The 22,853-nt window shown below is 73.9% G+C and carries 19 protein-coding genes and 1 tRNA gene; 6 read left to right on the forward strand and 14 right to left on the reverse strand.

Annotation, left to right across the window (positions count from 1 at the left end; genetic code table 11):
- Window positions 1–173: 173 nt before the first annotated feature.
- Window positions 174–2,960, reverse strand: a complete 2,787-nt coding sequence (gene gyrA, locus BM064_RS12505) for a DNA gyrase subunit A (RefSeq protein WP_092860114.1) — start codon at window positions 2,958–2,960, stop codon at window positions 174–176.
- Between the two features lie 251 nt (window positions 2,961–3,211).
- Between gyrA and BM064_RS12510 the strand changes: the two genes are divergently transcribed.
- A complete protein-coding gene (locus tag BM064_RS12510) occupies window positions 3,212–4,171 on the forward strand; it encodes an acyltransferase family protein (protein WP_092860115.1) in 960 nt (319 codons plus the stop codon).
- Between the two features lie 6 nt (window positions 4,172–4,177).
- Here BM064_RS12510 and hpt read toward each other — a convergent pair whose 3' ends face one another.
- Window positions 4,178–4,684, reverse strand: coding sequence for a hypoxanthine phosphoribosyltransferase (hpt, locus tag BM064_RS12515; RefSeq protein WP_245779158.1), 507 nt, complete (start codon window positions 4,682–4,684; stop codon window positions 4,178–4,180).
- Between the two features lie 206 nt (window positions 4,685–4,890).
- On the opposite strand from hpt, the gene BM064_RS12520 reads away from it, so the two are divergent.
- The gene (locus BM064_RS12520; RefSeq protein ID WP_092860117.1) at window positions 4,891–5,349 is read left to right on the forward strand and encodes a type II toxin-antitoxin system RatA family toxin; all 459 of its coding nucleotides are present in this window, start codon (window positions 4,891–4,893) and stop codon (window positions 5,347–5,349) included.
- A gap of 98 nt (window positions 5,350–5,447) precedes the next feature.
- Here BM064_RS12520 and BM064_RS12525 read toward each other — a convergent pair whose 3' ends face one another.
- The 7 genes from BM064_RS12525 to BM064_RS12555 form a co-directional block, all read right to left on the reverse strand.
- Entirely contained in the window at window positions 5,448–5,945 is a 498-nt protein-coding gene (locus BM064_RS12525) for a CinA family protein (RefSeq protein ID WP_245779138.1), read from the reverse strand.
- 286 nt (window positions 5,946–6,231) lie between these two features.
- The gene (gene alaS / locus BM064_RS12530) at window positions 6,232–8,889 is read right to left on the reverse strand and encodes an alanine--tRNA ligase (protein ID WP_092860118.1); all 2,658 of its coding nucleotides are present in this window, start codon (window positions 8,887–8,889) and stop codon (window positions 6,232–6,234) included.
- A 212-nt stretch (window positions 8,890–9,101) separates the two neighbouring features.
- Window positions 9,102–9,533 (reverse strand): holo-ACP synthase, encoded by a 432-nt coding sequence (gene acpS, locus BM064_RS12535; protein ID WP_092860119.1) that lies wholly within the window; start codon window positions 9,531–9,533, stop codon window positions 9,102–9,104.
- Between the two features lie 61 nt (window positions 9,534–9,594).
- Window positions 9,595–10,221 carry a LysE family translocator gene (locus BM064_RS12540; RefSeq protein WP_218161026.1) on the reverse strand — a complete coding sequence of 209 codons (627 nt, stop codon included), beginning with the start codon at window positions 10,219–10,221 and terminating at the stop codon, window positions 9,595–9,597.
- Window positions 10,222–10,483: 262 nt separating this feature from the next.
- A complete protein-coding gene (locus tag BM064_RS12545) occupies window positions 10,484–11,281 on the reverse strand; it encodes a tellurite resistance TerB family protein (RefSeq protein ID WP_092860120.1) in 798 nt (265 codons plus the stop codon).
- A 205-nt stretch (window positions 11,282–11,486) separates the two neighbouring features.
- Window positions 11,487–12,461, reverse strand: a complete 975-nt coding sequence (locus BM064_RS12550; protein WP_092860121.1) for a homoserine O-succinyltransferase — start codon at window positions 12,459–12,461, stop codon at window positions 11,487–11,489.
- A 71-nt stretch (window positions 12,462–12,532) separates the two neighbouring features.
- On the reverse strand, window positions 12,533–13,408 hold the full coding sequence (locus tag BM064_RS12555; protein ID WP_092860351.1) for an ATPase: 876 nt from the start codon (window positions 13,406–13,408) through the stop codon (window positions 12,533–12,535).
- Window positions 13,409–13,608: 200 nt separating this feature from the next.
- Here BM064_RS12555 and BM064_RS12560 point away from each other — a divergent pair, with 200 nt between their 5' ends.
- Entirely contained in the window at window positions 13,609–14,955 is a 1,347-nt protein-coding gene (locus tag BM064_RS12560) for a calcium-binding protein (RefSeq protein WP_092860122.1), read from the forward strand.
- Window positions 14,956–15,063: 108 nt separating this feature from the next.
- Here BM064_RS12560 and ppa read toward each other — a convergent pair whose 3' ends face one another.
- The gene (ppa, locus tag BM064_RS12565) at window positions 15,064–15,600 is read right to left on the reverse strand and encodes an inorganic diphosphatase (protein ID WP_092860123.1); all 537 of its coding nucleotides are present in this window, start codon (window positions 15,598–15,600) and stop codon (window positions 15,064–15,066) included.
- Window positions 15,601–15,832: 232 nt separating this feature from the next.
- Here ppa and BM064_RS12570 point away from each other — a divergent pair, with 232 nt between their 5' ends.
- Window positions 15,833–17,554 carry a calcium-binding protein gene (locus tag BM064_RS12570; RefSeq protein WP_092860124.1) on the forward strand — a complete coding sequence of 574 codons (1,722 nt, stop codon included), beginning with the start codon at window positions 15,833–15,835 and terminating at the stop codon, window positions 17,552–17,554.
- A gap of 47 nt (window positions 17,555–17,601) precedes the next feature.
- Here BM064_RS12570 and BM064_RS12575 read toward each other — a convergent pair whose 3' ends face one another.
- Complete coding sequence (locus BM064_RS12575) at window positions 17,602–18,540, reverse strand: DMT family transporter (protein ID WP_245779139.1); 939 nt, start codon at window positions 18,538–18,540, stop codon at window positions 17,602–17,604.
- Window positions 18,537–18,995 (reverse strand): type II 3-dehydroquinate dehydratase, encoded by a 459-nt coding sequence (gene aroQ, locus BM064_RS12580; RefSeq protein WP_092860125.1) that lies wholly within the window; start codon window positions 18,993–18,995, stop codon window positions 18,537–18,539. Before aroQ ends, BM064_RS12575 begins: the two co-directional genes overlap by 4 nt.
- Before the next feature lie 231 nt (window positions 18,996–19,226).
- Between aroQ and BM064_RS12585 the strand changes: the two genes are divergently transcribed.
- Window positions 19,227–20,492 (forward strand): NAD(P)/FAD-dependent oxidoreductase, encoded by a 1,266-nt coding sequence (locus BM064_RS12585; protein WP_092860126.1) that lies wholly within the window; start codon window positions 19,227–19,229, stop codon window positions 20,490–20,492.
- A 187-nt stretch (window positions 20,493–20,679) separates the two neighbouring features.
- Here BM064_RS12585 and BM064_RS12590 read toward each other — a convergent pair.
- Together BM064_RS12590 and BM064_RS12595 are read right to left on the reverse strand one after the other, a co-directional pair.
- A tRNA-Leu gene (locus tag BM064_RS12590) sits at window positions 20,680–20,760 on the reverse strand.
- 398 nt (window positions 20,761–21,158) lie between these two features.
- Window positions 21,159–21,917: a competence/damage-inducible protein A gene (locus tag BM064_RS12595; RefSeq protein ID WP_092860127.1), complete on the reverse strand. Its 759-nt coding sequence runs from the start codon at window positions 21,915–21,917 to the stop codon at window positions 21,159–21,161.
- Between the two features lie 40 nt (window positions 21,918–21,957).
- Between BM064_RS12595 and sfsA the strand changes: the two genes are divergently transcribed.
- Window positions 21,958–22,680 (forward strand): DNA/RNA nuclease SfsA, encoded by a 723-nt coding sequence (sfsA, locus tag BM064_RS12600; RefSeq protein WP_092860128.1) that lies wholly within the window; start codon window positions 21,958–21,960, stop codon window positions 22,678–22,680.
- Window positions 22,681–22,853 lie beyond the last annotated feature (173 nt).

Below are 22,853 nucleotides of genomic sequence, written 5' to 3' on the forward strand. Positions count from 1 at the left end.
GGCTCGCCAGAGCCGCAAGGCCGGCCGCCGCCCCCCCGAGGGCCTGAACGCACGAACGCCGCCCGACCGCGAGGTCGGGCGGCGTTCCGCCGTTTCAGGGTCGGGCGCGCCGGGCGGTGGCCCGGCCCCCGGCCCCTGCCGCCGGGATCGGGCCGCGGCCTCGGTCGCCGGCCTCAGCCCTCGTCGGAGGGCGCTTCGGGGGCGGGGCCTTCGCGGCCCTCGGGGCCGGGCTCGGGCTCGTTCGCCTCGGCGATCCAGGCGACCGAGACCACGGTCTCGTCCGGGGCCGCGTTCAGCACCCTCACCCCGCCCGCGGTGCGCGAGCGCAGCGAGATCCCGTTGACCGGGCAGCGGATCGACTGGCCCTTGTCGGTCGCCAGCATGATCTGGTCGTCCATCTGCACCGGGAAGGCCGCCGCGATGGGACCGCCGCGCTGGGCCTTGTCCATGCAGCCCACGCCCTGGCCGCCGCGGCCGCGGGTGGGATAGTCCATGGACGAGCTCAGCTTGCCCTGGCCCCGCTCGGTGATGGTGAGGATGATCTCCTCGGCCGCCGACATCTCGGTGATCCGCTCGGCCGAGATGGCGACGTCGGCCACGGCCTCCTCGTCGCTCTCGTCGCCGGGCTCCTCGGCGTCGGCCTGGGCGGTGGCGCGCTTCCACTTGATGTAGGCCTGCCGCTCCTCCGGCGTCGCCTCGAAGTGGCGCAGCACCGCCATCGAGACCACGCGGTCGCCCGAGGCGAGGCGGATGCCCCGCACGCCGGTCGACTCGCGGCCCTTGAAGACGCGGACCTCCGGCACGGGGAAGCGGATCGCCTTGCCCATCGCCGTGACCAGGAAGAAGTCGAAGCTCTCGTCGCAGATATGGGCGCGGACCAGGCTGACCCCCTCGGGCACGCGCATGGCGATCTTGCCGTTGCGCATGACGTTGGTGAAGTCGGACAGGGCGTTGCGCCGCACGTCGCCCGCAGAGGTCGCGAAGACGATCTGCAGGTTCTCCCACTCCGCCTCGGGCTTGTCGACGGGCATCACCGCCGCGATCCCGGTGCCGGGCGAGATCGGCAGCACGTTGACGATGGCCTTGCCGCGCGCCGCGCGCCCGCCCGAGGGCAGCTGCCAGGTCTTGAGCTTGTAGACCATGCCGTCGGTGGTGAAGATCAGCAGCGGGGTATGGGTGTTGGCCACGAACAGCGTGGTCACCACGTCCTCGTCCTTGGTGGACATCGAGGACAGGCCCTTCCCGCCCCGCGCCTGGGAGCGGTAGTCCACCAGCGGCGTGCGCTTGATGTAGCCCTGCGCGGTGATGGTGACGACCATGTCCTCGCGCTCGATCAGGTCCTCGTCGTCGAGCTCGCCGTCGTAGTCCACGAACTGGGTGCGGCGGGGGGAGGGGAAGGCCTCCTGCACCTCGCGCAGCTCGGTGCGGATGATGTCGAGGATCCGCTCGCGGCTGGCCAGGATCTCGAGATACTCGCGGATCTTGGCGGCCAGCTCCTCCAGCTCGTCGGTGACTTCCTGCACGCCGATGGCGGTCAGGCGCTGCAGGCGCAGGTCGAGGATGGCGCGGGCCTGCACCTCGGACAGCCGGTAGGTGCCGTCGTCGGCGACCTTGAACAGCGGATCGTCGATCAGGCGGATGTAGTCCGCGATTTCATGGGCGGGCCAGTCGCGCTCCATCAGGCGGGCGCGGGCGGTGGCCGGGTCGGGGGAGGAGCGGATCATCCGCACCACCTCGTCCACGTTCGACACCGCGACCGCCAGGCCGCACAGAATATGGGCGCGGTCGCGGGCCTTGCGCAGCTCGAACGCGGTCCGGCGCGCCACCACTTCCTCGCGGAAGGAGATGAAGCTGGTCAGGATCTTCTTGAGATCGAGCTGCTCCGGCCGCCCGCCGTTCAGCGCCAGGATGTTGCAGCCGAACGAGGTCTGCAGCGGCGTGTAGCGGAACAGCTGGTTCAGGACCACGTCCGGGGTCGCGTCGCGCTTGAGCTCCACCACCACGCGGATGCCCTGCCGGTCGCTCTCGTCGGCGACCGAGGAGATGCCCTCGATGCGCTTGTCGCGAGCGAGCTCGGCGATGCGCTCGATCATCGTGGCCTTGTTCACCTGGTAGGGGATCTCGTCCACGACGATGGCGAAGCGGTCCTTTCGGATCTCCTCGATATGGGTCTTGGCGCGCATCAGCACCGAGCCCTTGCCGGTGTGATAGGCCTTGCGCGCGCCGCCGCGGCCGAGGATCAGGCCGCCGGTGGGGAAGTCGGGCCCGGGGATGTATTCGATGAGATCGGAGATCTCGAGCTCGGGGTTGTCGATCAGCGCCAGCGTGCCGTCGATGACCTCGCCGAGGTTGTGGGGCGGGATGTTGGTGGCCATGCCCACCGCGATGCCGCCGGCGCCGTTGACCAGCAGGTTGGGGAAGCGGGCGGGCAGGACGGTCGGCTCGCGGTCCTGGCCGTCGTAGTTGGCGACGAAGTCGACGGTGTCCTTCTCGATGTCGTCGAGGATGGACAGCGCGATCTTGCGCATCCGCACTTCGGTGTAGCGCATGGCCGCGGGCTTGTCCCCGTCCATGGAGCCGAAGTTGCCCTGGCCGTCGAGGAGCGGCATGCGCATGGAGAAGTCCTGCGCGAGCCGGACCAGCGCGTCGTAGATCGCCGCGTCGCCATGCGGGTGATACTTGCCCATCACGTCCGAGACGGGGCGGGCGGACTTGCGATAGGGCTTGTCGTGCGTGTTCCCGGTCTCGTGCATCGCGTAGAGGATGCGCCGGTGCACGGGCTTGAGCCCGTCGCGCAGGTCGGGCAGGGCGCGGGAGACGATGACCGACATGGCGTAGTCGAGGTAGGAGCGTTTCATCTCCTCCTCGACGGCGATCACGGGGCCGTCGTAGCTGGATCGGCGAGGCGGTTCCCCCCCGGTCTCGGGGGCGTCCTCGGGCGGTTCCTGATCGTCGGTCAACGGCTGCCTGCTGTCGCTCTGTTCTTGGTGCGGACGTTGTAGCGGGCGGGGCGGGGAAGGGCAATCGGAGGGGGCCCGATCGGCGGCGTCCGGGGCGCTTTTCCAGCGACTTCGGGCGGGATCGGCGGGCGCGGCGCCCCGGAGCGGGACTTGACCGGCCGCTCTCGCCCCCGGAGAAGGTCTGCGGTCCGCCGCCGGCGGTCCGCGGCGCGCGTCCCTGCCTGCGCCGGCCTCGACCGGAGGAGCCCGGCTTGTCGCGAAACCTCGCCGTCGATGCGCTGCGCCTGCTGCTGGCGGCGATGGTCGTGGGGCTGCACGCCCACGCGCTGTCCGAGGTCTCGGACCTCGCCGGGCAACTGATGTGGAACGGGCTGTTCCGGCTGGCCGTGCCGGGCTTCTTCGTGCTGAACGGCTGGTTCCTGCACGAGGCCGCGCAGCGGCCCGGCGGCGGCGGTCGCTGGCTGCGGCGGATCGCGGGGATCTACCTGGCGTGGTCGGCGATCTACGCCTGCTTCTGGATCGGGACCGAGCCGCTGGACCTTGCGCGCGCGGTCGAGATCGCGGGCCGCGCGCTCTTCGGCTGGGGGCACCTGTGGTATCTCGCGGCGGCGGCGCCGGCGGGGGCGCTGCTGCTGGCGCTGCGCGGGGTCCCGGGGCGGGGGCTGGCGGCGCTCGGCGCCGCGCTGTTCCTGGCGGGCTGGGGGGTGCAGCTGGCGTTCCTGTTCCGCCCGCCGTCGCTCGCGGGCGGCTGGGCGGACGTCTCGACGTTCTGGATCACGCGCAACGCGCTGACGGTGGGGCTGCCGTTCATGGCGCTCGGCTGGGCGGCGCGGGCAGGGGGCTGGGAAAGGGCGATCCCCGGGCGGGTCCTGGCGCTGGTGCTGGCCGGCGGGCTGGCGGCGATGGCGGCGGAGTCCGTGCTGACGCTCGGGCGGTTCGGTCCCGCGGGCTCGCTTGACCTGTTGCTGGGACTGGCCGCGGCGGCGCCGGCCGCGGCGCTGCTGGCGCTGCGGTCGAGCCGACGCGCCGCCAGTGGCCGGATCGCCGAGGTCGCCACAATGGTCTACCTGGTGCACGTCCCGGTCGTGCTCTGGGCCAAGCATGGTCTCGGCCTGTCGCCGACCGGGGCGTTCCTGGCCGCGCTGGTCGTAACCGCGGCCCTGGCCCTGCCGCTGTCGGCGCTGGCGCGCCGGCTGCGGATCCCGGTCTGAGCGGCGTCAGACGAAGCGGACCTTGCCGATGAAGCTCAGGTTGCGGTTCCGCTGCGCATAGTCGATCCCATACCCCACCACGAACTCGTCCGGGATCGTGAAGCCGACGAAGCGCGCCTTCACCTCCGCCTCGCGGCGCGAGGGCTTGTCGAGCAGGGCGCAGACCTCCAGCCGGCGGGGCTTGCGGGCCTCGAGCAGGTGCAGGACGTGGTGCAGGGTGAAACCGGTGTCGACGATGTCCTCGACCACCAGCACGTCGCGGCCCTCGATCTCGCCGCGCAGGTCCTTGAGGATGCGCACCTCGCGCGAGGACGACATGGCGTTGCCGTAGGAGGAGGCCTCGATGAAGTCGACCTCCAGCGGCAGGTCCAGCTCGCGCGCGAGGTCGGCGATGAACACGAAGGAGCCGCGCAGCAGGCCCACCACGATCAGCTTCTCGGTGCCGCCGAAATGCGCCTCGATCTCGTCGGCCAGCGCCTCGACCCGGGCGGCGATGGACTTCGCCGAGATCATCTGGTCGATCACGTAGGGCTTGCCGTCGGGGCCCGCCTGGGTCCGCTGGCCGGTCGCCTCGGCGCCGGTCTGGCTCTGGGTCATGCGCGTCTCCCTCGCTGGCCGCGGGGGACCCTACGCGGGCCCGCGCGCGGGCGCAAAGGGAGAGGCGTTGCGACGATCCGTCCCCCTCGCTCGGAGGCGGGTCGTAAACTAGGACTTCCCCCATGCCGACGCATGCCGAAAAACGCGTGATGCCCTACAGCGCCGACCAGATGTACGCGCTGATCGCGGACGTGCGCGCCTATCCCGAGTTCCTGCCCTGGTGCTCCGCCTGCCGCATCCGCAAGCGCGAGGAGCGCGAGGACGGGTCCGAGCGGATCGAGGCGGACCTGGTGATCTCCTTCAAGGTGTTCCGCGAGCGCTTCGGCAGCCGCGTGGACCTCTACCCCGACGAGCGGCGGATCGACGTGGCCTATCTGGACGGGCCGTTCCGCTATCTCAACAACCACTGGACCTTCCGCCCGGTGGACGCGGGCAGCTGCGAGGTCGATTTCTTCGTGGACTTCGAGTTCAAGTCGATCGTGCTGCAGAAGCTGATCGGCGTGGTGTTCAACGAGGCGATGCAGCGCATCGTGCGCGCCTTCGAGCAGCGCGCCGCCGTGCTCTACGGCCCGAAGGCCTAGCCGCAGCGGGGGCGCCGCGCCACGCGCCCGCCCGGGGCCGGCCGCTCGCCCGCGGCGCGGGCCCGGCGGGGCGCCGCGGGGCGGGCGGGCGCCCGGCCTCAGCCGAGCGCCTCCTTCAGCATCCCCAGCGCATGGCGCACGGTCGCCGCGCGCACCGCGCCGCGCCCCAGCGCTCCGAACTGCTCGGTGTGCGCCCGCGCTCCCGCCGCGTCGGCGACCGCGAAGCTGACCATGCCCTCGGGCTTCGGCCCCGAGGCGCCGGGCCCCGCGATGCCGGTCACGGCCACCGCGAGCTGGGCGCGCGACTTCTCCAGCGCCCCCGCCGCCATCGCCGCCGCGGTGGCGTCCGAGACCGCCCCATGTTCCTTGAGCACGGCCCGGGGCACGCCCAGCACCTCCGTCTTTGCGGCGTTCGAATAGGTCACGAAGGCCCGCTCGGCGACCGTGGACGAGCCCGCCACCGCGGTCAGCGCCCCGAAGATCAGCCCGCCGGTGCAGCTCTCGGCGGTGACGATCATCACCCCCTTCGCCCTGGCGCGGTCCAGCACCTCCGCCGCCAGCTCCATGACATCCTCGGGAAAGAAGTCGTCGGTCATCTTTCAGTCCGCCTCTCGCGCCGGCCGTTTCCTCTGGCGCGCACCAGACCACGCCCGCGCCCGGGCGCCAACGCCCGCGGCTCCCGCAAAGCGCCTGTTCTTTGGTGAGTCAGGAGCCCGCCGGAGGCTCCGCCTTCTGCAGTCCCGGCGAGCCCTCGCCCACAGGCGCCCCCCCGCCAAGCCCGCCCGCAGGGCGCCTGTAGACCGCTCGCCCCCGCCGCCGCCGGAAATGCAAAGGGCGGGGGCGTCTCCGCCCCCGCCCCTTCTCGCAAGGTCGTGGAGGGGGTCAGCCGAGCGCCGCCCGCACCGCCTCTTCCACCGCCTTCAGCGCCGCCGGGGCGCCGTCGCCGTCGGGGCCGCCGGTCTGGGCCATCTCGGGCCGCCCGCCGCCGCCCTTGGCGCCGAGGCTTGGGGCCGCCGCGCGGACCAGGGTCACGGCGTCGATGCGGTCGGTGAAGGCCTTCGAGACGCCGATCACGATCGACCCCTTGCCGTCCGACTTCGCCGCCAGCGCCGCCACGCCGGGCGCCTGGGCCAGGAGCTCGTCGACCGCGGACTTCATCTCCCTGGGGTTCAGCCCCTCGACCTCGCGCAGGGTCAGGGCCACGTCGCCGATCATCTCGACCTGCGCGCCGCCGCCGCCGGTGGCGAGCTTCTTCTTGGCCTCGGCGAGCTCGCGCTCCAGCGCCCGGCGCTCGGCGCTCAGCGCCTCGATGCGGCCGGCGATCTCGTCGGGGGTGGCGTGGAGCGCGGCGCCGGCCCCTGCGACGATGGCCGACTGGCGGGCGACGAAGGCCTCGGCGGCCTCGTGGGCCACGGCCTCGATCCGGCGCACGCCGGCGGCGGCGCCTTCATCGCGCAGCATTTTGAAGAAGCCGATCTGGCCGGTGTTCCTCACATGGGTGCCGCCGCAGAGCTCGATCGACCAGGGGTGGTTCTCGCCCTGGTCGGTGCCGCCCATCGAGACCACGCGGACCTCGTCGCCGTATTTCTCGCCGAAAAGCGCGCGGGCGCCGGACTGGCGGGCCTCGTCGATGGGCATCACCCGGGTCTCGACGGGCGAGCAGGCGCGGATGCGGGCGTTCACCTCGCGCTCCACGTCCGCGATCTCCTCGGCCGAGATCGGGCCGCCGTGGGAGATGTCGAAGCGCAGCCGGTCGGGGGCCACCAGCGAGCCCTTCTGGGAGATGTGGTCGCCCAGCCGGCGCCGCAGCGCCTCGTGCAGGAGGTGGGTGGCGGAGTGGTGGGCGCAGAGCGCGTCGCGCCGGTCGCGGCCGACCTGGAGGGTCGCGCTCTCGCCCACGCGGACCACATGCGCGTCGTCGGCGGCGATGCGGCAGACGTGGACATAGACGCCGTCGGCGCGCTTGAGCGTGTCGGTCACCTCCAGCGTCAGGCCCTTGCCGATCGAGATCGTGCCCTGGTCGCCCTGCTGGCCGCCCTGTTCGGCGTAGAACGGGGTCTGGTTGAAGACCGCCTCGAAGGGCTCGAAGCCGGAGACGGACTCGACCTCCTCGCCGTCCTTCACGAGCGCGACCAGCGTGGCGCCGGCGCGGGTGTCGGCGTAGCCGAGGAACTCGGTCGGGCCGACCCGGTCGCGGATGTCGTACCAGACCTTGAGGTTCGCGGCGTCGCCGGTGCCCGACCAGGCGGCGCGGGCCTTGGCCTTCTGCTCGGCCATGGCGACGTCGTAGCCGTCCTGGTCGACCTCGCGGTCGCGGCCGCGCAGGATGTCGGCGGTCAGATCCAGCGGGAAGCCGTAGGTGTCGTAGAGCTTGAAGGCGGTGTCGCCGGGCAGCTTCTCGCCCTCGGCCAGGCCCTCGATCTCGGCGTCCAGCAGCTTCAGGCCGCGGTCGAGGGTGGCCTTGAAACGCTCTTCTTCGGCGCGGAGCGTCTCCTTGATCAGGCCCTCGGCCTCGCGGAGCTCCGTGTAGTGGCCGCCCATCAGGTCGATCAGGGCCGGGGCCAGCCGGTGCATCAGCGGGTCCTTCGCGCCCAGCATGTGGGCGTGGCGCATGCCGCGACGCATGATCCGGCGCAGGACGTAGCCGCGCCCCTCGTTGGAGGGAAGCACGCCCTCGGCGATCAGGAACGAGGCGCAGCGCAGGTGGTCGGCGATCACCCGGTGCGAGGTCACCATCGGCCCGTTCGCCGCCTGGCCGGTCAGGTCGGCCGAGGCCGCGATGATCGGCGTGAACAGGTCGGTGTCGTAGTTGTTGTGCTTGCCCTGCAGGATCGTGGTGACCCGCTCGAGCCCCATGCCGGTGTCGATCGAGGGCTTCGGCAGCGGGGTCGAGGAGCCGTCCGCATGCGTCTCGAACTGCATGAAGACGAGGTTCCAGAACTCGATGAACCGGTCGCCGTCCTCCTCGGGGGAGCCCGGAGGGCCGCCCCAGACCTCGGGGCCGTGGTCGTAGAAGAGCTCGGAGCACGGGCCGTTGGGGCCGGTGTCGCCCATCCGCCACCAGTTGTCGTCGGAGTCGATGCGGATGATGCGCTCGTCGGGCAGGCCCGCGATCTTCTTCCACAGCTGCGCCGCCTCGTCGTCGGTCGCGTGAACGGTGACGAGGATCTTCTCCTTCGGGAGGCCGAAGACCTGGGTGGACACTGTCCAGGCCTGCTCGATCGCGACGTCCTTGAAGTAGTCGCCGAAGGAGAAATTGCCCAGCATCTCGAAGAAGGTGTGGTGGCGGGCGGTGTAGCCGACGTTGTCGAGATCGTTGTGCTTGCCGCCGGCGCGCACCGACTTCTGGGAGGTGGTGGCGCGGGAATAGGGGCGCGTCTCCAGCCCGGTGAACACGTCCTTGAACTGGACCATGCCCGAGTTGGTGAACATCAGCGAGGGGTCGTTGCGCGGCACGATGGGCGAGGAGGGCACGACCTGGTGGTCGCGGCTCTCGAAGAAACCCAGGAAGTCGGACCGGATCTGGTTGCCGGAAATCATGCGTGTCGCGCTCCGTGTCGTGTCGCGGCGTCTGAGGCGGTCGGGCGCATGGCTGCGCGCGCGGATGTGTAGGGCCGGGGGGACGCAGGAGCAAGAGGGGGGCGGGGGGAGGAGGCGCCCTGCGGGCGGGCATGGGCCCGGATCGGGCCATGTCGCGGTCCCCAAGGGGGCACCGGCGGGGACGGGGGCGGCGCGGGGCTCCGCGGCGGGGGTCAGCCGCGGGTGGGGTAGGGGGGCTGGGGGTGGTCGGCAGGCAGCGCCTCGATCACCACGAAGGCTTGGGCGTAGGGCTGGTCGTCGGTCATCGTCACGTGGATCCGGCCTTCCCAGCCCGCGGGGACGAGGGAGAGGAACCGCTGCTTGGCGCCGCCGGTCAGGATCATGGTGGGCTGGCCGGTGGGCAGGTTCGCGACCCCCATCTCGCGCCAGGCGACGCCCATGCGCAGGCCGGTGCCCAGCGCCTTGGAGCAGGCCTCCTTCGCCGCCCAGCGCTTGGCGTAGGAGGCGGCGCGCTCCTTGCGGCGCTCGGAGCGGGCCTGCTCGATCTCGGTGAACACGCGCTGCACGAAGCGGTCGCCGAAGCGGTCCAGCGTCTTCTGGATGCGGCGGATGTCGGCGAGGTCGGATCCGAGGCCGATGATCATGGGCAGAGCTCCGGGCAGGGGGCGGAGGGCGGCCGCGGGCGGGCCGGCGCCCGCGCGGGGGTCATCGCGAGAGGCTGCCGGTCAGCAGCGCCGCGCCGGCGGCGGCGAAAAGGACGGCGAAGCCCCCCTCGAGCCAGCGGCGCAGGCGGGCGTAGACGGCCCGGGCGCGGCGGGTGGAGAAGGCGAGCGCGAAGCCGGGGAACAGGATCGCGCCGCAGGTGGCGGTGGTCAGCGCCACCTCGGCCAGCGCCAGCGGCGGGGCGGCCGGGTCCACGACCAGCGCGAAGAGCGAGCCGAAGAAGAGGATCGCCTTGGGGTTGGCGAGGTGCATGAAGAGGCCCCGCCGCCAGGCGCGGCGCAGGTCGCGCCCGTCGACCGCGCGCGCCGCGGGCGGCGTCGCGCGCGCGGCGTTGCGCGCCGAGATCCAGGCGAGGCGCATGAGGTAGGCCGCGCCGGCGTAGCGCACGACCTCCAGCATCCAGGCGTTGGCGAGCATCACCGCCGACATCCCCAGCGCCGCCGCGAGGCACCAGGTCACCGACCCGCACCACACCCCCGCCGCGAGCGCCAGCGCCGCCCGCCGCCCCGAGGCCATGGCGGTGGCGCTGATCGCCATCACCGAGGGGCCGGGCGAGAGCACGGTGGCGGAATAGATCGCGGCGATCATCAGCAGGTCGGAGAAGGGCATCGGGACGCTCGGCGACGCCGGCGGCAGCCGGCCGGGAGGGAGGCGCAGCGTGGCAGCCGGGCGCAGGCGCGGCAAGGGGGGCGCTGCGAGCGGCGGGCGCCGGGGGCTTGTCGGACCTCGGCGCCCTGCGGGCGCCGTCGGCCCGCCCGCCCCCGGCTTGCGCCGGGATCCCCCGGTCCGCCCGGCGCGGGCCGCGCGCGGAAGCTCCGCGTCCGGTCCGGGCGGGAGCGGGGGGAGGGGTCGGGGGCGGGCCGCGGTCGGCTCAGACCATCGGCGCGTCGGTCATGCGGTGCAGGCGCGCGACCACGTCGCGATCGAGCTTCAGGGCGGAGGCGAGGTCGCGGAACCAGGCGCGCTCGGCCTCGGTGTCGATGTCGACCGCGAGGAGCGCGCCGAGGTAGACCTCGATCGCCGCCTCGGGGCGGGAGACGCCGCGGGCGATCTCCTGCAGGTCGACGGGGCGGCGCACGGCCTCGCGCACCGCCTCGCGCTCGTCGGGGGTGGCCTCGCCGTCGGTCATCTGGGCGAGGATCGCGTCGAGCTCGCGCTCGTCCACGTGGCCGTCCACCTGGGCCGCGGCGATCATCGCCTGAAGGACCAGCTTCTCGGTCCGCGGATCGGTGAGGGCTTCGAGCTCCTCGGGCGCGGGCTCGGCGGAGATCGAGGTGTCGCCCGGGGCGGCGCCCGCCTGGTGCTCGCGCCAGGCCTTGAGGGCGACCGTGCCCAGCACCGCCATGGCGCCGCCCTTGGCCGCGCCCGACAGCCCGCCGCCCAGCAGGCCGCCGGCCAGCGCGCCGAGGCCGCCGATCTTGGCGCCGCTCATGCCGCCGACCTGTTCGGTGGTCAGGAACTGGCGGGCGAGGTCCATCAGGCCCCCGCCGCCCGTGGCGCCGGCGCCGCCGGAGCCCCCGCGCGCGGCGGAGCCGCCGAGCAGGGACTGCAGGATCCGGTCGGCGCCGCCGCCGGCCTCGGCCCGGCCGACCCCGCTGCGCAGGCGGTCGTGGGACTGGCTCGCGAGGCCCTTCTGCAGCAGCCCGCCGATGATGTTGCCGAAGCTCATGTCGTTCCTTTCGCGACCCGGGACCGGACGGGCCCTGGCGGGCCGCCCTCTTCCGCCTGAGGTAGGCGTCCGCGGCCGCGATCCAAGCCCGCGCCGGGTCCGGGGGCGCGCGCGGGGTCGCCGGCGGACCCGGCCGCGCGGGCGGGAGGCGTCCGGCGCCCTGCGCGCCGGGGCGGCGCCGACGCCCGGCCCGGGCCCGCGCGGGTCAGCCGGCGACGGGCTCGTCGGCGGCGGCCTCTTCCTCGGCCGCGCGGTCGGCCCGGCCGATCAGCGCGGTGTCGTAGGGCGTGGTCTGGTAGATCTGGTTGACCCAGTTCCCGTAGAGCAGGTGCGCGTGGCTGCGCCAGCGGTCGAGCACCGGCTTGGTCGGATCGTCGCCGGGGAAGTAGTTCCGGGGCATCTGGATCGGCCCGCCCGCGGCGACGTCGCGGTCGTATTCCGCGCGCAGCGTGTCGCGGTCGTATTCGAGGTGGTTGAACATGTAGAGCGCCCGCATCCCCGGATCGTCCACCAGGCAGGCGCCGACCTCGTCCGAGGCGATCAGGGTCTTCAGCCCCACGCCCTGGGGGAAATCGCTCTCGCGCGTCTCGGTCCAGCGGGAGACGGGCACCGAGAAGTCGTCCGAGAAGCCGCGCAGATAGGGCGAGGAGGGCTCGAGCACCCGGTGGCGGTAGATGCCGAAGGCCTTGTCGGAGAGGTCGCGCTTGGGCACGCCGCGGTAGTGCGCCAGCATCGCCTGGCCCCCCCAGCACACGCCCAGCGAGGCGTGCACGTGGGTCTGGGCCCAGTCGAAGATCCGGCACAGCTCGTCCCAGTAGGTCACGGACTCGAAGGGCAGCCGCTCGACCGGGGCGCCGGTGACGATCAGCCCGTCGAAGCGCCGGCCCGAGGCCTCGATCTCCGCGAAGGGGGCGTAGAACGCCTCGAGATGCTCGGGCGAGGTGTTGCGGCTCGCGTGCTCGGTCATGCGGATCAGCGTCAGCTCGATCTGCAGGGGGGTGGCGCCGATCAGACGGGCGAACTGGGTCTCCGTCTGCACCTTGGTGGGCATCAGGTTCACGAGGCCGATGTGCAGCGGGCGGATGTCCTGCCGGACGGCGGCGTCGTCCGACATGACCATCACGCCTTCCCGGTCGAGAACCTCGATCGCGGGGAGGCCGGCGGGGATCTTGATGGGCATGGCGGAACCTTACGGCGGAAACCTGGGCGATAGGGCGACGCGGGCCGCGGCAGGGCGCCGCGGGGGTGGGCTTACATAGTCGACGCGTCGCGTCTGTCCAGAGCGCGGGCGATCAGGTCGGCGAACTCGGCCTCGCTCTGCACGGCGGCGATCTCGTCGGCCTCGACCGTCAGGCCCCAGCGGTCGGCGATGGCCTGGTAGCGGGGGCGGCGCCCCTCGATCAGGCGCGCGAAGCCCCAGCGGATGAAGGCGTCGGGGTCGACCTGGTCGGGCGCGCAGCCCTCTTCCTCGAGGTAGGCGGCCCAGAACTCGAGCAGCTGGTCGTCGCGATAGTACATCGGCTTGGGCGCCCGGTCGAAGCGCGCGATCAGCGAGGCCACGTGCTCGTCCCCCCCGCGGATGTAGATCGGCAGCATCGCCCGGCTGAGCGCCGAGAGCACCGGGTCGCGGGGGTTGTCGGGATCCACCACCTCGCAGATCGAGCCGGAGGTGTCGCAGACGAAATGCGGGTAGCCGTAGAGCTCGCGCGCCCGCTCGGCGAAGGCGCGGGCGTCGAGCATCGAGGCGATCTCCGCCTCGCGGTGCAGGCGCTGGCGGCGGACGTATTCGTCGAAGTCCATGCCGCCGCGCTCGGGGTCGCCGGGCTTGCCCAGCCAGGTCGAAAGGGGCGTGAGGTTGTGGAACGACAGCTTCGAGCGGATCGAGAGGCTGTCGGAGCGCAGCAGCTCGCGCAGCTTGGGCGACTTCATCGCCTCGCGCTTGAACTCGTCGGTGATGCGCTCGCCGAGGTAGCGGGTGCCGATGCGGTAGTCGACGGAGTAGTGGAACCACTCCCCCTCCTCGCGCAGGATCGAGGAGAGCCGGGTCTTGCCGACCCCCGACATGCCGATCAGCGCGACCGAGCGCTGCGGGGCCGAGAGCCAGGCGTCGGGGGTGTCGTAGAGCATCGTCATGTCCCTGCCGCGCCGTCGCGGGCGCCTCCGTTCCCTTACGCGGTTAGCGGATGCGGCGGGGGATGGAAAGGGCGCGTCCCCGGCGCATCGGCCGCGCGCGGACCGGGCTGCGGGGGCGGGGCGTGATTTGACTCCGCCGCTCCGGCCGCTCATGGAAATGAACGGGAAACGCTGACGGCTGGGAGCCGAAGACCATGGGCAAGGGCAGAACCGTCCTGACGGTGACCGAGGCGGGGCGCGCGCTGGGCACGCCGACGCTGTCGCTGATCGTGGCGCTGGCCAAGGGCGGGGTGAAGAGCACCGACGTGACGCCGCAGGGCGACGGCACCGGGCTGCTGGTGCTCTATTCCGACCGGCTGCGCATGGACGTGCGGGTGGAGCTGAAGGCGAACGGCAAGCCGGGCGACATCGTCGACCTGGCGCTGCGCGACCGCTTCGCCGTGAAGACCTTCGCGATCATGGAGAACGTGCAGGCCGACTACGGCGCGGTGCGCAAGGCGGTCAAGCGGCTGGAATACGTGCTCGAGGGGCGCGAGCCCACGATCGACGACGCGGTCCGGCTGATCGCGCTGCTGCGGCTGCCGATGAACGTGGACGGGACCGACGGCTACGACGTCCTCGTCACCGGGCGCGGGGGCGGGGTGCTGCGGGCCGGCGGGGGGAACGACGACGTCTTCTTCACCGGGCCCGGGCGCATCGACGGCGGCGCGGGGACCGACACGCTCGACCTCAAGTTCTTCCGCGCCCTCTACGGCCGGCGGGCCGAGGTCGACATCGATCTCAAGAAGGGCGTGATGACGCTGCCGGGCGGCAAGACCGTGAAGCTCGCCTCGCTCGAGCGGGTCGAGGGCGAGGGCGAGCGCGACGTGATTCGCGGCGCCGGGCGGGCCGAGACCTTCGAGGGCGGCGGCGGGCGCGATGCGCTGGTCGGGCGGGGCGGCGCGGACGCGCTGTTCGGCGAGGGCGGCGCGGACCGGATCTTCGGCGGCTCGGGCGCGGACCTGCTGGTCGGCGGCGCCGGCGGCGACCTGATCAAGGGCGCCTCGGGCGACGACCGCATCGACGGGCAGGACGGCGACGACGACCTGCACGGCGGCGGCGGCGGCGACCAGGTCCTGGGCGGCGCCGGCCGCGACCGGCTGTTCGGCGACGGCGGCGCCGACACGCTCGACGGCGGCGAGGGCGCCGACACGCTCTTCGGCGGCGACGGCGACGACACGCTGACCGGCCACGCGGGCGACGACGTGCTGGTCGGGGGCGCGGGCTCGGACGTGATGGTGGGCGACGACGCCGGGATCTTCGGCGCGGACGAGTTCCGCCTCGACGGCGCCGGCGACGCCGTGGACCGCGTGCTCGACTTCCGCGCCGGCGAGGACGCCTGGGGCGTCGCGGGGCTGACCCTCGACGACCTCGAGATCGTGGCCGTCACGGGCGGCTTCGCGGTGGAGCTCGCCGCCGACGGCACCCGCATCGCCGAGTTCCGGAGCTCGGCCGACCTGGGAAGCGTCCAGGAGCTGGAAGACGGGTTCATCCTGATCTGACGGCGCTCGGCGCCTCCCGGAAAACGGAACGCCCGGCCGCATCGGCCGGGCGTTCGTCGTCTGCGGGTCTCGCCTGGGCGAGGGCGGGGCCCCGCGGGGCCCGGCGCCTCACTTCTTCACGGCGTCGACGGACTTCTGCAGGATCGCCTCGGCCTCGGCCTTGTCGCCCCAGCCGATGACCTTCACCCACTTGCCGGCCTCGAGGTCCTTGTAGTGCTCGAAGAAGTGCTTGATGCGCTCGCGGGTCTTGGGGGCGATGTCCTCGAGGTCCTGGATGTGGGCCTGGAAGGGATCGACCTTCTCGACGGGGACGGCGATCAGCTTGTCGTCCATGCCGCCGTCGTCTTCCATCTTCAGCACGCCCACCGGGCGGCAGCGGATCACGACGCCCGGGGCCAGGTCGAAGTCGCACAGCACCAGCACGTCGGTCGGGTCGCCGTCGTCATGCAGGGTGTTGGGCACGAAGCCGTAGTTGCAGGGGTAGAACATCGGCGTGTTGACGATGCGGTCGACGAAGACGGCGCCCGAGTCCTTGTCGATCTCGTACTTGACGGGGGCGCCGCCGCCGGCGCCGCCGGTGATCTCGATCACCACGTTGATGTCGGAGGGCGGGTTCTTGCCCGCGGGGATCGCGTCGAGGTTCATGACAGGTCCTTCGTTCGGCGTCCGGAATGAGCCGCGCGGCGCTTAACACGGCTTGTTGCGCCGCGGAAGGGGCGGGGAGCCGCAGGGGCCGCCGCCGCCCCGCCGCCCCCGCGCCGAGCCGCGGCGCCGAAGCCGCGATCGCGCCCGCCAAATCGTTTGACGGGCGGGTCCGGGCCGGGGCAAGCGGGTCGCGACGCGACGATTTCATTCCGCCATTCCAGGATTGTCCCCGATGCCCTACCAGCCCCCGATCCGCCTGTCGTTCCGCCAGGCGCCCGACGGTCTCGACCTCGGCCGCCGCGTGGCCGAGATCGCCGCAGGCGCCGCCTCGCCGGTGCTGGTCGCCACCGGCGACGGGCTGCGGCGGATCGAGGTCTCCGAGGCGATGGTCTCGATCCCCGAGATCGACCCCGCCCCGGGCGGCGTCCTTTACTTCGACGTCGAGCCGCGTCGCCGCGTCGAGATCGTGACCCGGCTGACGGTCGAGGAGCCCTCGGGCCAGTCGGTGGTGGTGCGCGGCCTCGAGGTGACCGCGCGCTCGGTCCTGCGCTGGCTGGAGCGGGCCTCCGACGACCCTGCCGGGGCGAAGATGCCCGCCGCCTGGTTCCGCGGCCGCGACCTCGTGGTGATCGGGGGCGCCGCGAACGAGGACCTGGCCGGCCGCGCCGGAGACGACCTGGTGCGCGGCGGGGCGGGGTTCGACTCGATCTTCCTCTCCGCCGGGAGCGACGCGATCCACGGCGGCCGCGCCCTCGACCGCCTGGTGATCGAGGGCGCGCCCGGGGGCGTCCACGTCGACCTGCGCGCAGGCGTCTACCGGGCCGAGACCGGGGCGGGCGAGATCCACGGGATCGAGCGGGTCGAGGGCGCGCGGGGCGACGACGCGATGATCGGCGGCGCGGGCGCCCATACCTTCCTGGGCCGCGGCGGAACCGACGACCTTCGCGGCGGCGCCGGCGCGGATCTGCTGTTCGGCGGCGCCGGGGCCGACGCGCTCTTCGGCGGCGCGGGCGACGACCGGCTGGTCGACGACCGGGGCCGGGACGCGCTCTTCGGCGGCCAGGGCGACGACGACCTCTTCGTCGTCGGCGGGCGCGGCGGCCGGATGGAGGGCGGGCGCGGCCAGGACGCCCTTTGGGGCGGCGAGGGGGCCGAGACGGCGCTCGGCGGCGCCCAGGACGACCTGCTGCGGCTGCGCGGGGGCGACGATGCCGGCTACGGCGGGCGCGGCGACGACCTGCTGCTCGGCGAGGCGGGCGACGACGCGCTGCATGGCGGGCAGGGCGCCGACCGGCTCTTCGGCGGCGCCGGCGCGGACCGGATCGCGGGGGATGCCGGCGCCGACCTGCTGGTCGGCGGGGCGGAGGACGACGCCCTCTCCGGCGGCCGGGGCGCGGACGAGCTGCTGGGCGACGCGGGCGACGACGCGCTGCTGGGCGAAGGCGGCGCCGATTACATGGACGGCGGGGCGGGCGACGACACGCTGTTCGGCGGCGCGGGCGGCGACACGCTCCTCGGCGGCGAGGGCGACGACCGGCTGGAGGGGGGCGAGGGCGACGACGTGCTGACCGGCGACGGCGCGGGCTACGCGATCCTCGAGCCGCTCACGCCGCCGCGCGAGGTCCCCTCGGCGGCCTGGACCCACGTCTCGACCGGCGGCACGGGCTGGGGCGACGCCGGCTTCGGGATGACGATCGAGCTGTCGACGCTTCCCGACGCGGCCGCCCCGGGCGGGGCGGACGTGTTCGTGCTCGACGGACGCGGCGTCGACACGGTGACCGACTTCGAGCAGGGGCTGGACCGGATCGAACTCGCCCCCGGCCTCGGCTTCGCGGACCTGCGCTTCGAGGCCGAGGGCGACGACCTGCGCCTGGTGATCGACGCGGACGACCGCGCCGTCGGCGTCCTGCTGGGCGCGGGCGGCCTGACGCTGGGCGCGGACGACTTCCTCTGAGGCCCGGCCCGGGGACCGGCGTCCCCGGGCCGCGGGACGCGCGGCGTTCAGCCCGCCGCGCGCCGGCGCTCGGCGCGCAGGTTGATCAGGTTCGCGGTCAGCACCAGGGCGGCGCCGGCGAAGACGGCGGTCTCCAGCGGCTCGGCATAGAGCAGCATGCCCACCACGGCGATCATCGGCAGGCGGCCGAAGTCCATCGGCGCGACCACCGTCGCCGGCGCGCGCGCCAGCGCCCGGGCCACGCAGTAATGCGCCGCCAGCCCGCAGAAACCGATCAGCACGATCCACGGCCAGGTGCGCCAGGGCAGGGCGAGGTCGAGGTCGACGCCTGCGCAGGCGAAGCCCATCGCCGCCTGGATCGCGCACATGAAGAACATGATCGAGACGGTGCTCTCGCTCGCGCTCAGCCGCTTGGTGAGCATGATGTTGAAGGCGAAGCCCACCGCGGCCGCCAGCGCCGCCGCCTGGCCCGCCCCGAAGGCCGCGCCCGCCTCCCCCGCCCAGGGGCGCGCGATCACCAGGATGCCGGCGAAGCCGATCGCGGCGGCCAGGAGGCGGGCGCGCGCGAAGCGCTCGCCCAGCACCAGGGGCGCGAGGAGCGCGATCCAGATCGGCGAGGTGAACTCGTAGGCGAAGACCTGGGTCAGCGGGATCACCGCGACGGCGTGGAACCACAGGTTCTGGCCGGCGAAGTGGAACGTGTTGCGCACCAGGTGCAGGCGCATCCGCCGGGCGCGGATCAGGGGCAGGGCGCCCGTGGCCGAGGCCGCCGCCAGCACGATCGCCAGCGAGATCACCGAGCGGTAGGCTAGGATCTCGAACGTGTCGAGCTCGGCCGCCGCCTCGCGCCCCGCCACCGCCAGCGCCGAGAAGCAGCACAGCGCCAGGGCCATCCAGCCCGCCGCGGCCAGCGGGCTCTCGGCCAGGGGCGCGGGAGCGTCGGCCAGCAGGTCCGCCGGCGGGCCTCCGGGCGCCTGGGGGCTCACGCCCGGGCGTCCCGGTCCGCGTCGGCCATGTCCGCGGCCGCGTGCAGCGCCATCAGGTAGCCCGGCGCGCCGAAGCCCATGATCACCCCGTCCGCGCGGAACGACACGTAGCTCAGGTGCCGGAATTCCTCGCGCCGGTGGGTGTTGGACAGGTGCAGCTCGATCACCTTGCCCTCGAAGGCGCGCAGCGCGTCGAGGATCGCGACCGAGGTGTGGGTGTAGGCGCCCGCGTTGAGGATCACCACGTCGACCGCGCCGCGCGCCTCGTGGATCCAGTCGACCAGCGTCCCCTCGTGATTGGTCTGGCGGAAGTCCACCCGCACGCCCCGTCGCTCGGCCGCGTCGGCGCAGCGCGCCTCGATGTCGGCGAGCGTGTCGGCGCCGTAGATCTCGGGCTCCCGCAGGCCCAGCAGGTTCAGGTTGGGGCCGTTGAGGATCAGGATGCGGGCGGTCATGTCGGCTCTCCGGGGCGCGGATCGAGGGCGGGGCGCGCACTCAAGCCGATAACCGGCCGGCGGGCAAGGGGTCGCGCGACCCTGCGTCGGACCCCGGCGCCGGGGCCCGGCCGCGGCCCCCGGGCGGGCTCCCGGACGGGCGCGGAGGCGCCGCCGCCGCGGCCTCGCGCAGGCTTGACCGCGGCCGGTCCGGGGCCGAGCGTGGCGCGCGGAACCGAGCGGAGGCGAGACATGCAGGGCGAGGACGCGGCCGGGAGCGCCGGGCGCAGGGCGATCGTGGTGGGGGCCGGCATCACCGGCGTGGCGGCGGCGATCCGCCTGCGCCGGATGGGCTGGCAGGTCACGCTGGTCGACCGCGCCCCGCCCGGCGACCGCGGGGCGGCGAGCTTCGGCAACGGCGGCATCCTGGCGCGCTGCTCGATCGTGCCGGTGCCGGTTCCGGGCCTGCTCGCCAAGGCCCCGCGGATGCTGTTCGACCCGGGCGAGCCGCTCTATCTGCGCTGGTCCTACGTGCCGCGGATGATCCCGTTCCTGGCCCGCTACCTCTCCTACGGGCGCGAGGGGCAGGTCCGGCGCATCGCCGCGGCGCTCGCGGGGCTGACCGGCGACAGCGTCGACGAGCACCGCGCGCTCGCCGCCGGCACCGGGGCCGAGCGGTTCATCGAGACCGGCGACTACGGCCACCTGTTCCGCAGCCGGGCGGCCTACGAGAAGGACGGCCTGGCCAACGCCATCCGGGCCGAGCATGGCTTCGTGCCCTACGAGGTCGACCGCGCCGGCCTGCTGGAGCGCGACCCCGCGCTGGGCGAGGCCTGGACCTTCGGGGCGATCTATCCCGACCACGGCTGGATCGTGAACCCCGGCGCCTACGTGGCCGCGCTCGCCGAGCATTTCGCGCGCGAGGGCGGCGTGGTCCGCCGCGCCGAGGTCGAGGCGCTGGACGGGACCGGACGGGTGACGCTCGCCGGGGGCGCCGCGATGCGCGCCGACCGGGTGGTGCTGGCGGCGGGGGCCTGGTCGGCGCGGCTCGCCGCGGGGCTCGGCCTGCGCCTGCCGATGGAGAGCGAGCGGGGCTACCACCTGGCGCTGAAGAACCCCGCCTCGCGCCCGGCGCATCCGTGGATGGTGGGCGAGGTGAAGGCGGTGACCACGCCGATGGACTTCGGGATCCGCATGGCGGGGATCGTGGAGTTCGGAGGGCTGGAGGCCGGCCCCTCGGCCGCGCCGCCGAAGCTGCTGCGCGCCGCCGCCGCGCGGATCTGGCCGGGGCTGGAGTGGGAGGCGGAGGAGGAGTGGATGGGCCACCGTCCCGTCCTCGCCGACAGCCTGCCGGCCATCGGCCCGATCCCCGGCGCGCCCGCGGTGGTGGCGGCCTTCGGCGGCCAGCACGTGGGCCTGACCGCAGGTCCGCGGATCGGGCGCCTCGCCGCCGAGATCGCCGCCGGCCAGGCCCTGAACGAGGACCTCTCGGCCTGCGATCCGGGCCGCTTCCGGTAGAGGCTTTCCTGCGGCCCGGCCCCGCGTTCCCGGCGGCCCGGCCCCGCCGCTCCCTGCTGCTCGGCTCGGCCGCGGTCGCCGCGGGCGCAGCGGCGAGCGCCTGGGCCCGCAGGCCGCGGCTCAGGCGGAGGCATCCGGGAAGAGGGGCGAGAGCGCCTGGCGCGGCGTCGTCGCTCGGACCGGGGGGTGCCCGCTGCCGGACTCGAACCGGCACGCCTTTCGGCCAGGGTGTTTAAGACCCATGCGTCTACCATTCCGCCAAGCGGGCCCCCGCGCCCTGATTAGGCCGGGCGCCGGGCGGAGAAAAGGGGGACGGCGGACCCTTCGCCCCGCGCGGCCATCAAGGCGTGGGCGCGCATCGCCCGGCCTCGGGCCCAGGCCCGCCCGCAGGGCGCCCATGGAGCCGCGAGCCCCTTGCCCGCCGCAGGCGTCCTCGGCGAGGGGCGGGCGCCCGGGCTCATAGGCGCCCTGCGGGCGGGCCTGGGCGCGCCGCCGGCCTTGCCGCCCGATCGGACGACGCGGCGCCCGGCGTCGCGGGCGGCGCCGGGCGCGGGGGATAGAGGGCGGGAGAGGGGAGGGCAGGCTCCGGGGCCTGCGAGGGCAGACGGGAGGCCGGCGCCGAGCGCCCGTGGCGCCGGGCGGGCGCCACGGGGCGAGGCGCGGGCCTCAGAGCGGGGGCAGCTCGGTGACGTTGGCCGCGCCCAGCGCCTTGCACATCGCGCGCAGCGCCTCGGCGGCCTGGGCGAGCTCGTCGCGGTCCTGGCTGCGGGCCACGATCGTCGCCCCGTAGCCGCCCTGGTAGAACGGGTAGCTGCCGAAGGAGATGTCGGGATGCGCCGCCGCGAGCTCGGCCAGCGGCCCCGCGATGTCGCCCTCGGCCATCGGAATGCGGAAGGCGTGGCTCAGCATCGGCGGGCCGCCCTCGAGCGTGGGGCGCACGCTCTCGACCATGGCGTTGAAGATCAGCGGCACGCCGGCCATCACGTGCACGTTCTCGATCTTGAAGCCCGGCGCGCCGGAGACCGGGTTGGCGATCAGCGAGGCGCCCTCCGGGATCCGGGCCATGCGCAGGCGCGAGGGCGTCAGCTTGTCGGGGTCGCCGTAGTGGGCGAGCAGGATCTCGCGCGCGTCGGCGCGCACGTCGATGCCGACCCCGAAGGCCTCGGCCACGCACTCGGCGGTGATGTCGTCATGGGTCGGGCCGATGCCGCCCGAGGTGAACACGTAGGTGTTGCGCGCCCTCAGCTCGTTGATCGCCGCCACGATCGCCTCTCGGTCGTCGGCGACCACGCGGACTTCCTTCAGCGGCGCGCCGGCCTCGGTCAGCACCCCGGCGAGGTGGTGCATGTTCGCGTCGCGCGTGCGGCCCGAGAGGATCTCGTCCCCGATCACCACCATCGCCGACGTGGGCGTGTCGTCCTTCATCCGTCTTGTCTCCCGCGCGCCATCGGATAAGGGTCCGGGCATGGAGTTCCCGACCCCCCTCGTCAAAGCGCGGCTGCTGCGCCGTTACAAGCGCTTTCTGGCCGACGCCGTCCTCGAGGAGGGCCCGCGGGCCGGCGAGGAGATCACCGCCCATTGCGCCAACCCCGGCGCGATGACCGGGCTGGCCGAGCCCGGCCTCTCGATCCGCCTCGCCCCCGTCGACGATCCCGCGCGCAAGCTGCGCTGGTCGTGGAAGCTCGCCGCGCTGCCCGGCGGCGGCTGGGCCACGGTCGACACGGGCGTCGCCAACAGGGCGGCCGGCGAGGCGCTGCGCGCAGGCGCGGTCCCCGCCTTCGCCGGCTACGACGCCGTGCGCGCGGAGGCGAAATACGGCGAGCGTTCGCGCATCGACTTCCTGCTGGGCGCCGAGGGCCGCCCCGACTGCTACGTCGAGGTGAAGAGCGTCACCCTGCGGCGGGAGGGGACGCTCGCCGAATTTCCCGACGCGAAGACGACGCGCGGGGCGAGGCACCTCGACGAGCTCGCCGCGATGGCCGGGCAGGGGGCGCGGGCGGCGATGCTCTACCTGGTGCAGCGGACCGACTGCGACCGGGTCGGGCTCGCCGCCGACATCGACCCCGCCTATGCCGCGGCCTTCCGGCGCGCGCAGGCCGCGGGCGTCGAGGCCGTCGCCCACGCCTGCGAGATCTCGCCCGCGGGCGTCCGCCTGGGCCGGCCCTTGCCGGTCATCCCTCCGGCCTGAGGGCGCGTCGCCCCTGCGCATCTGCGGACGAGACCCCCGCCCGGGGCGGGGCGTCGCAGATGCGTCGCCGCGCCGCAGAGGCGGCCGGTCCCCTCGGCAGGCCGGCGCGCGAGACCGGGAAAGGCTCGGCCGAACGCGACCTTCGGCGCCGCTTTCGCCCGCCCCGCCGGGCC

Source organism: Albimonas pacifica, assembly GCF_900113695.1.
Taxonomy (GTDB): Bacteria; Pseudomonadota; Alphaproteobacteria; order Rhodobacterales; family Rhodobacteraceae; genus Albimonas; species Albimonas pacifica.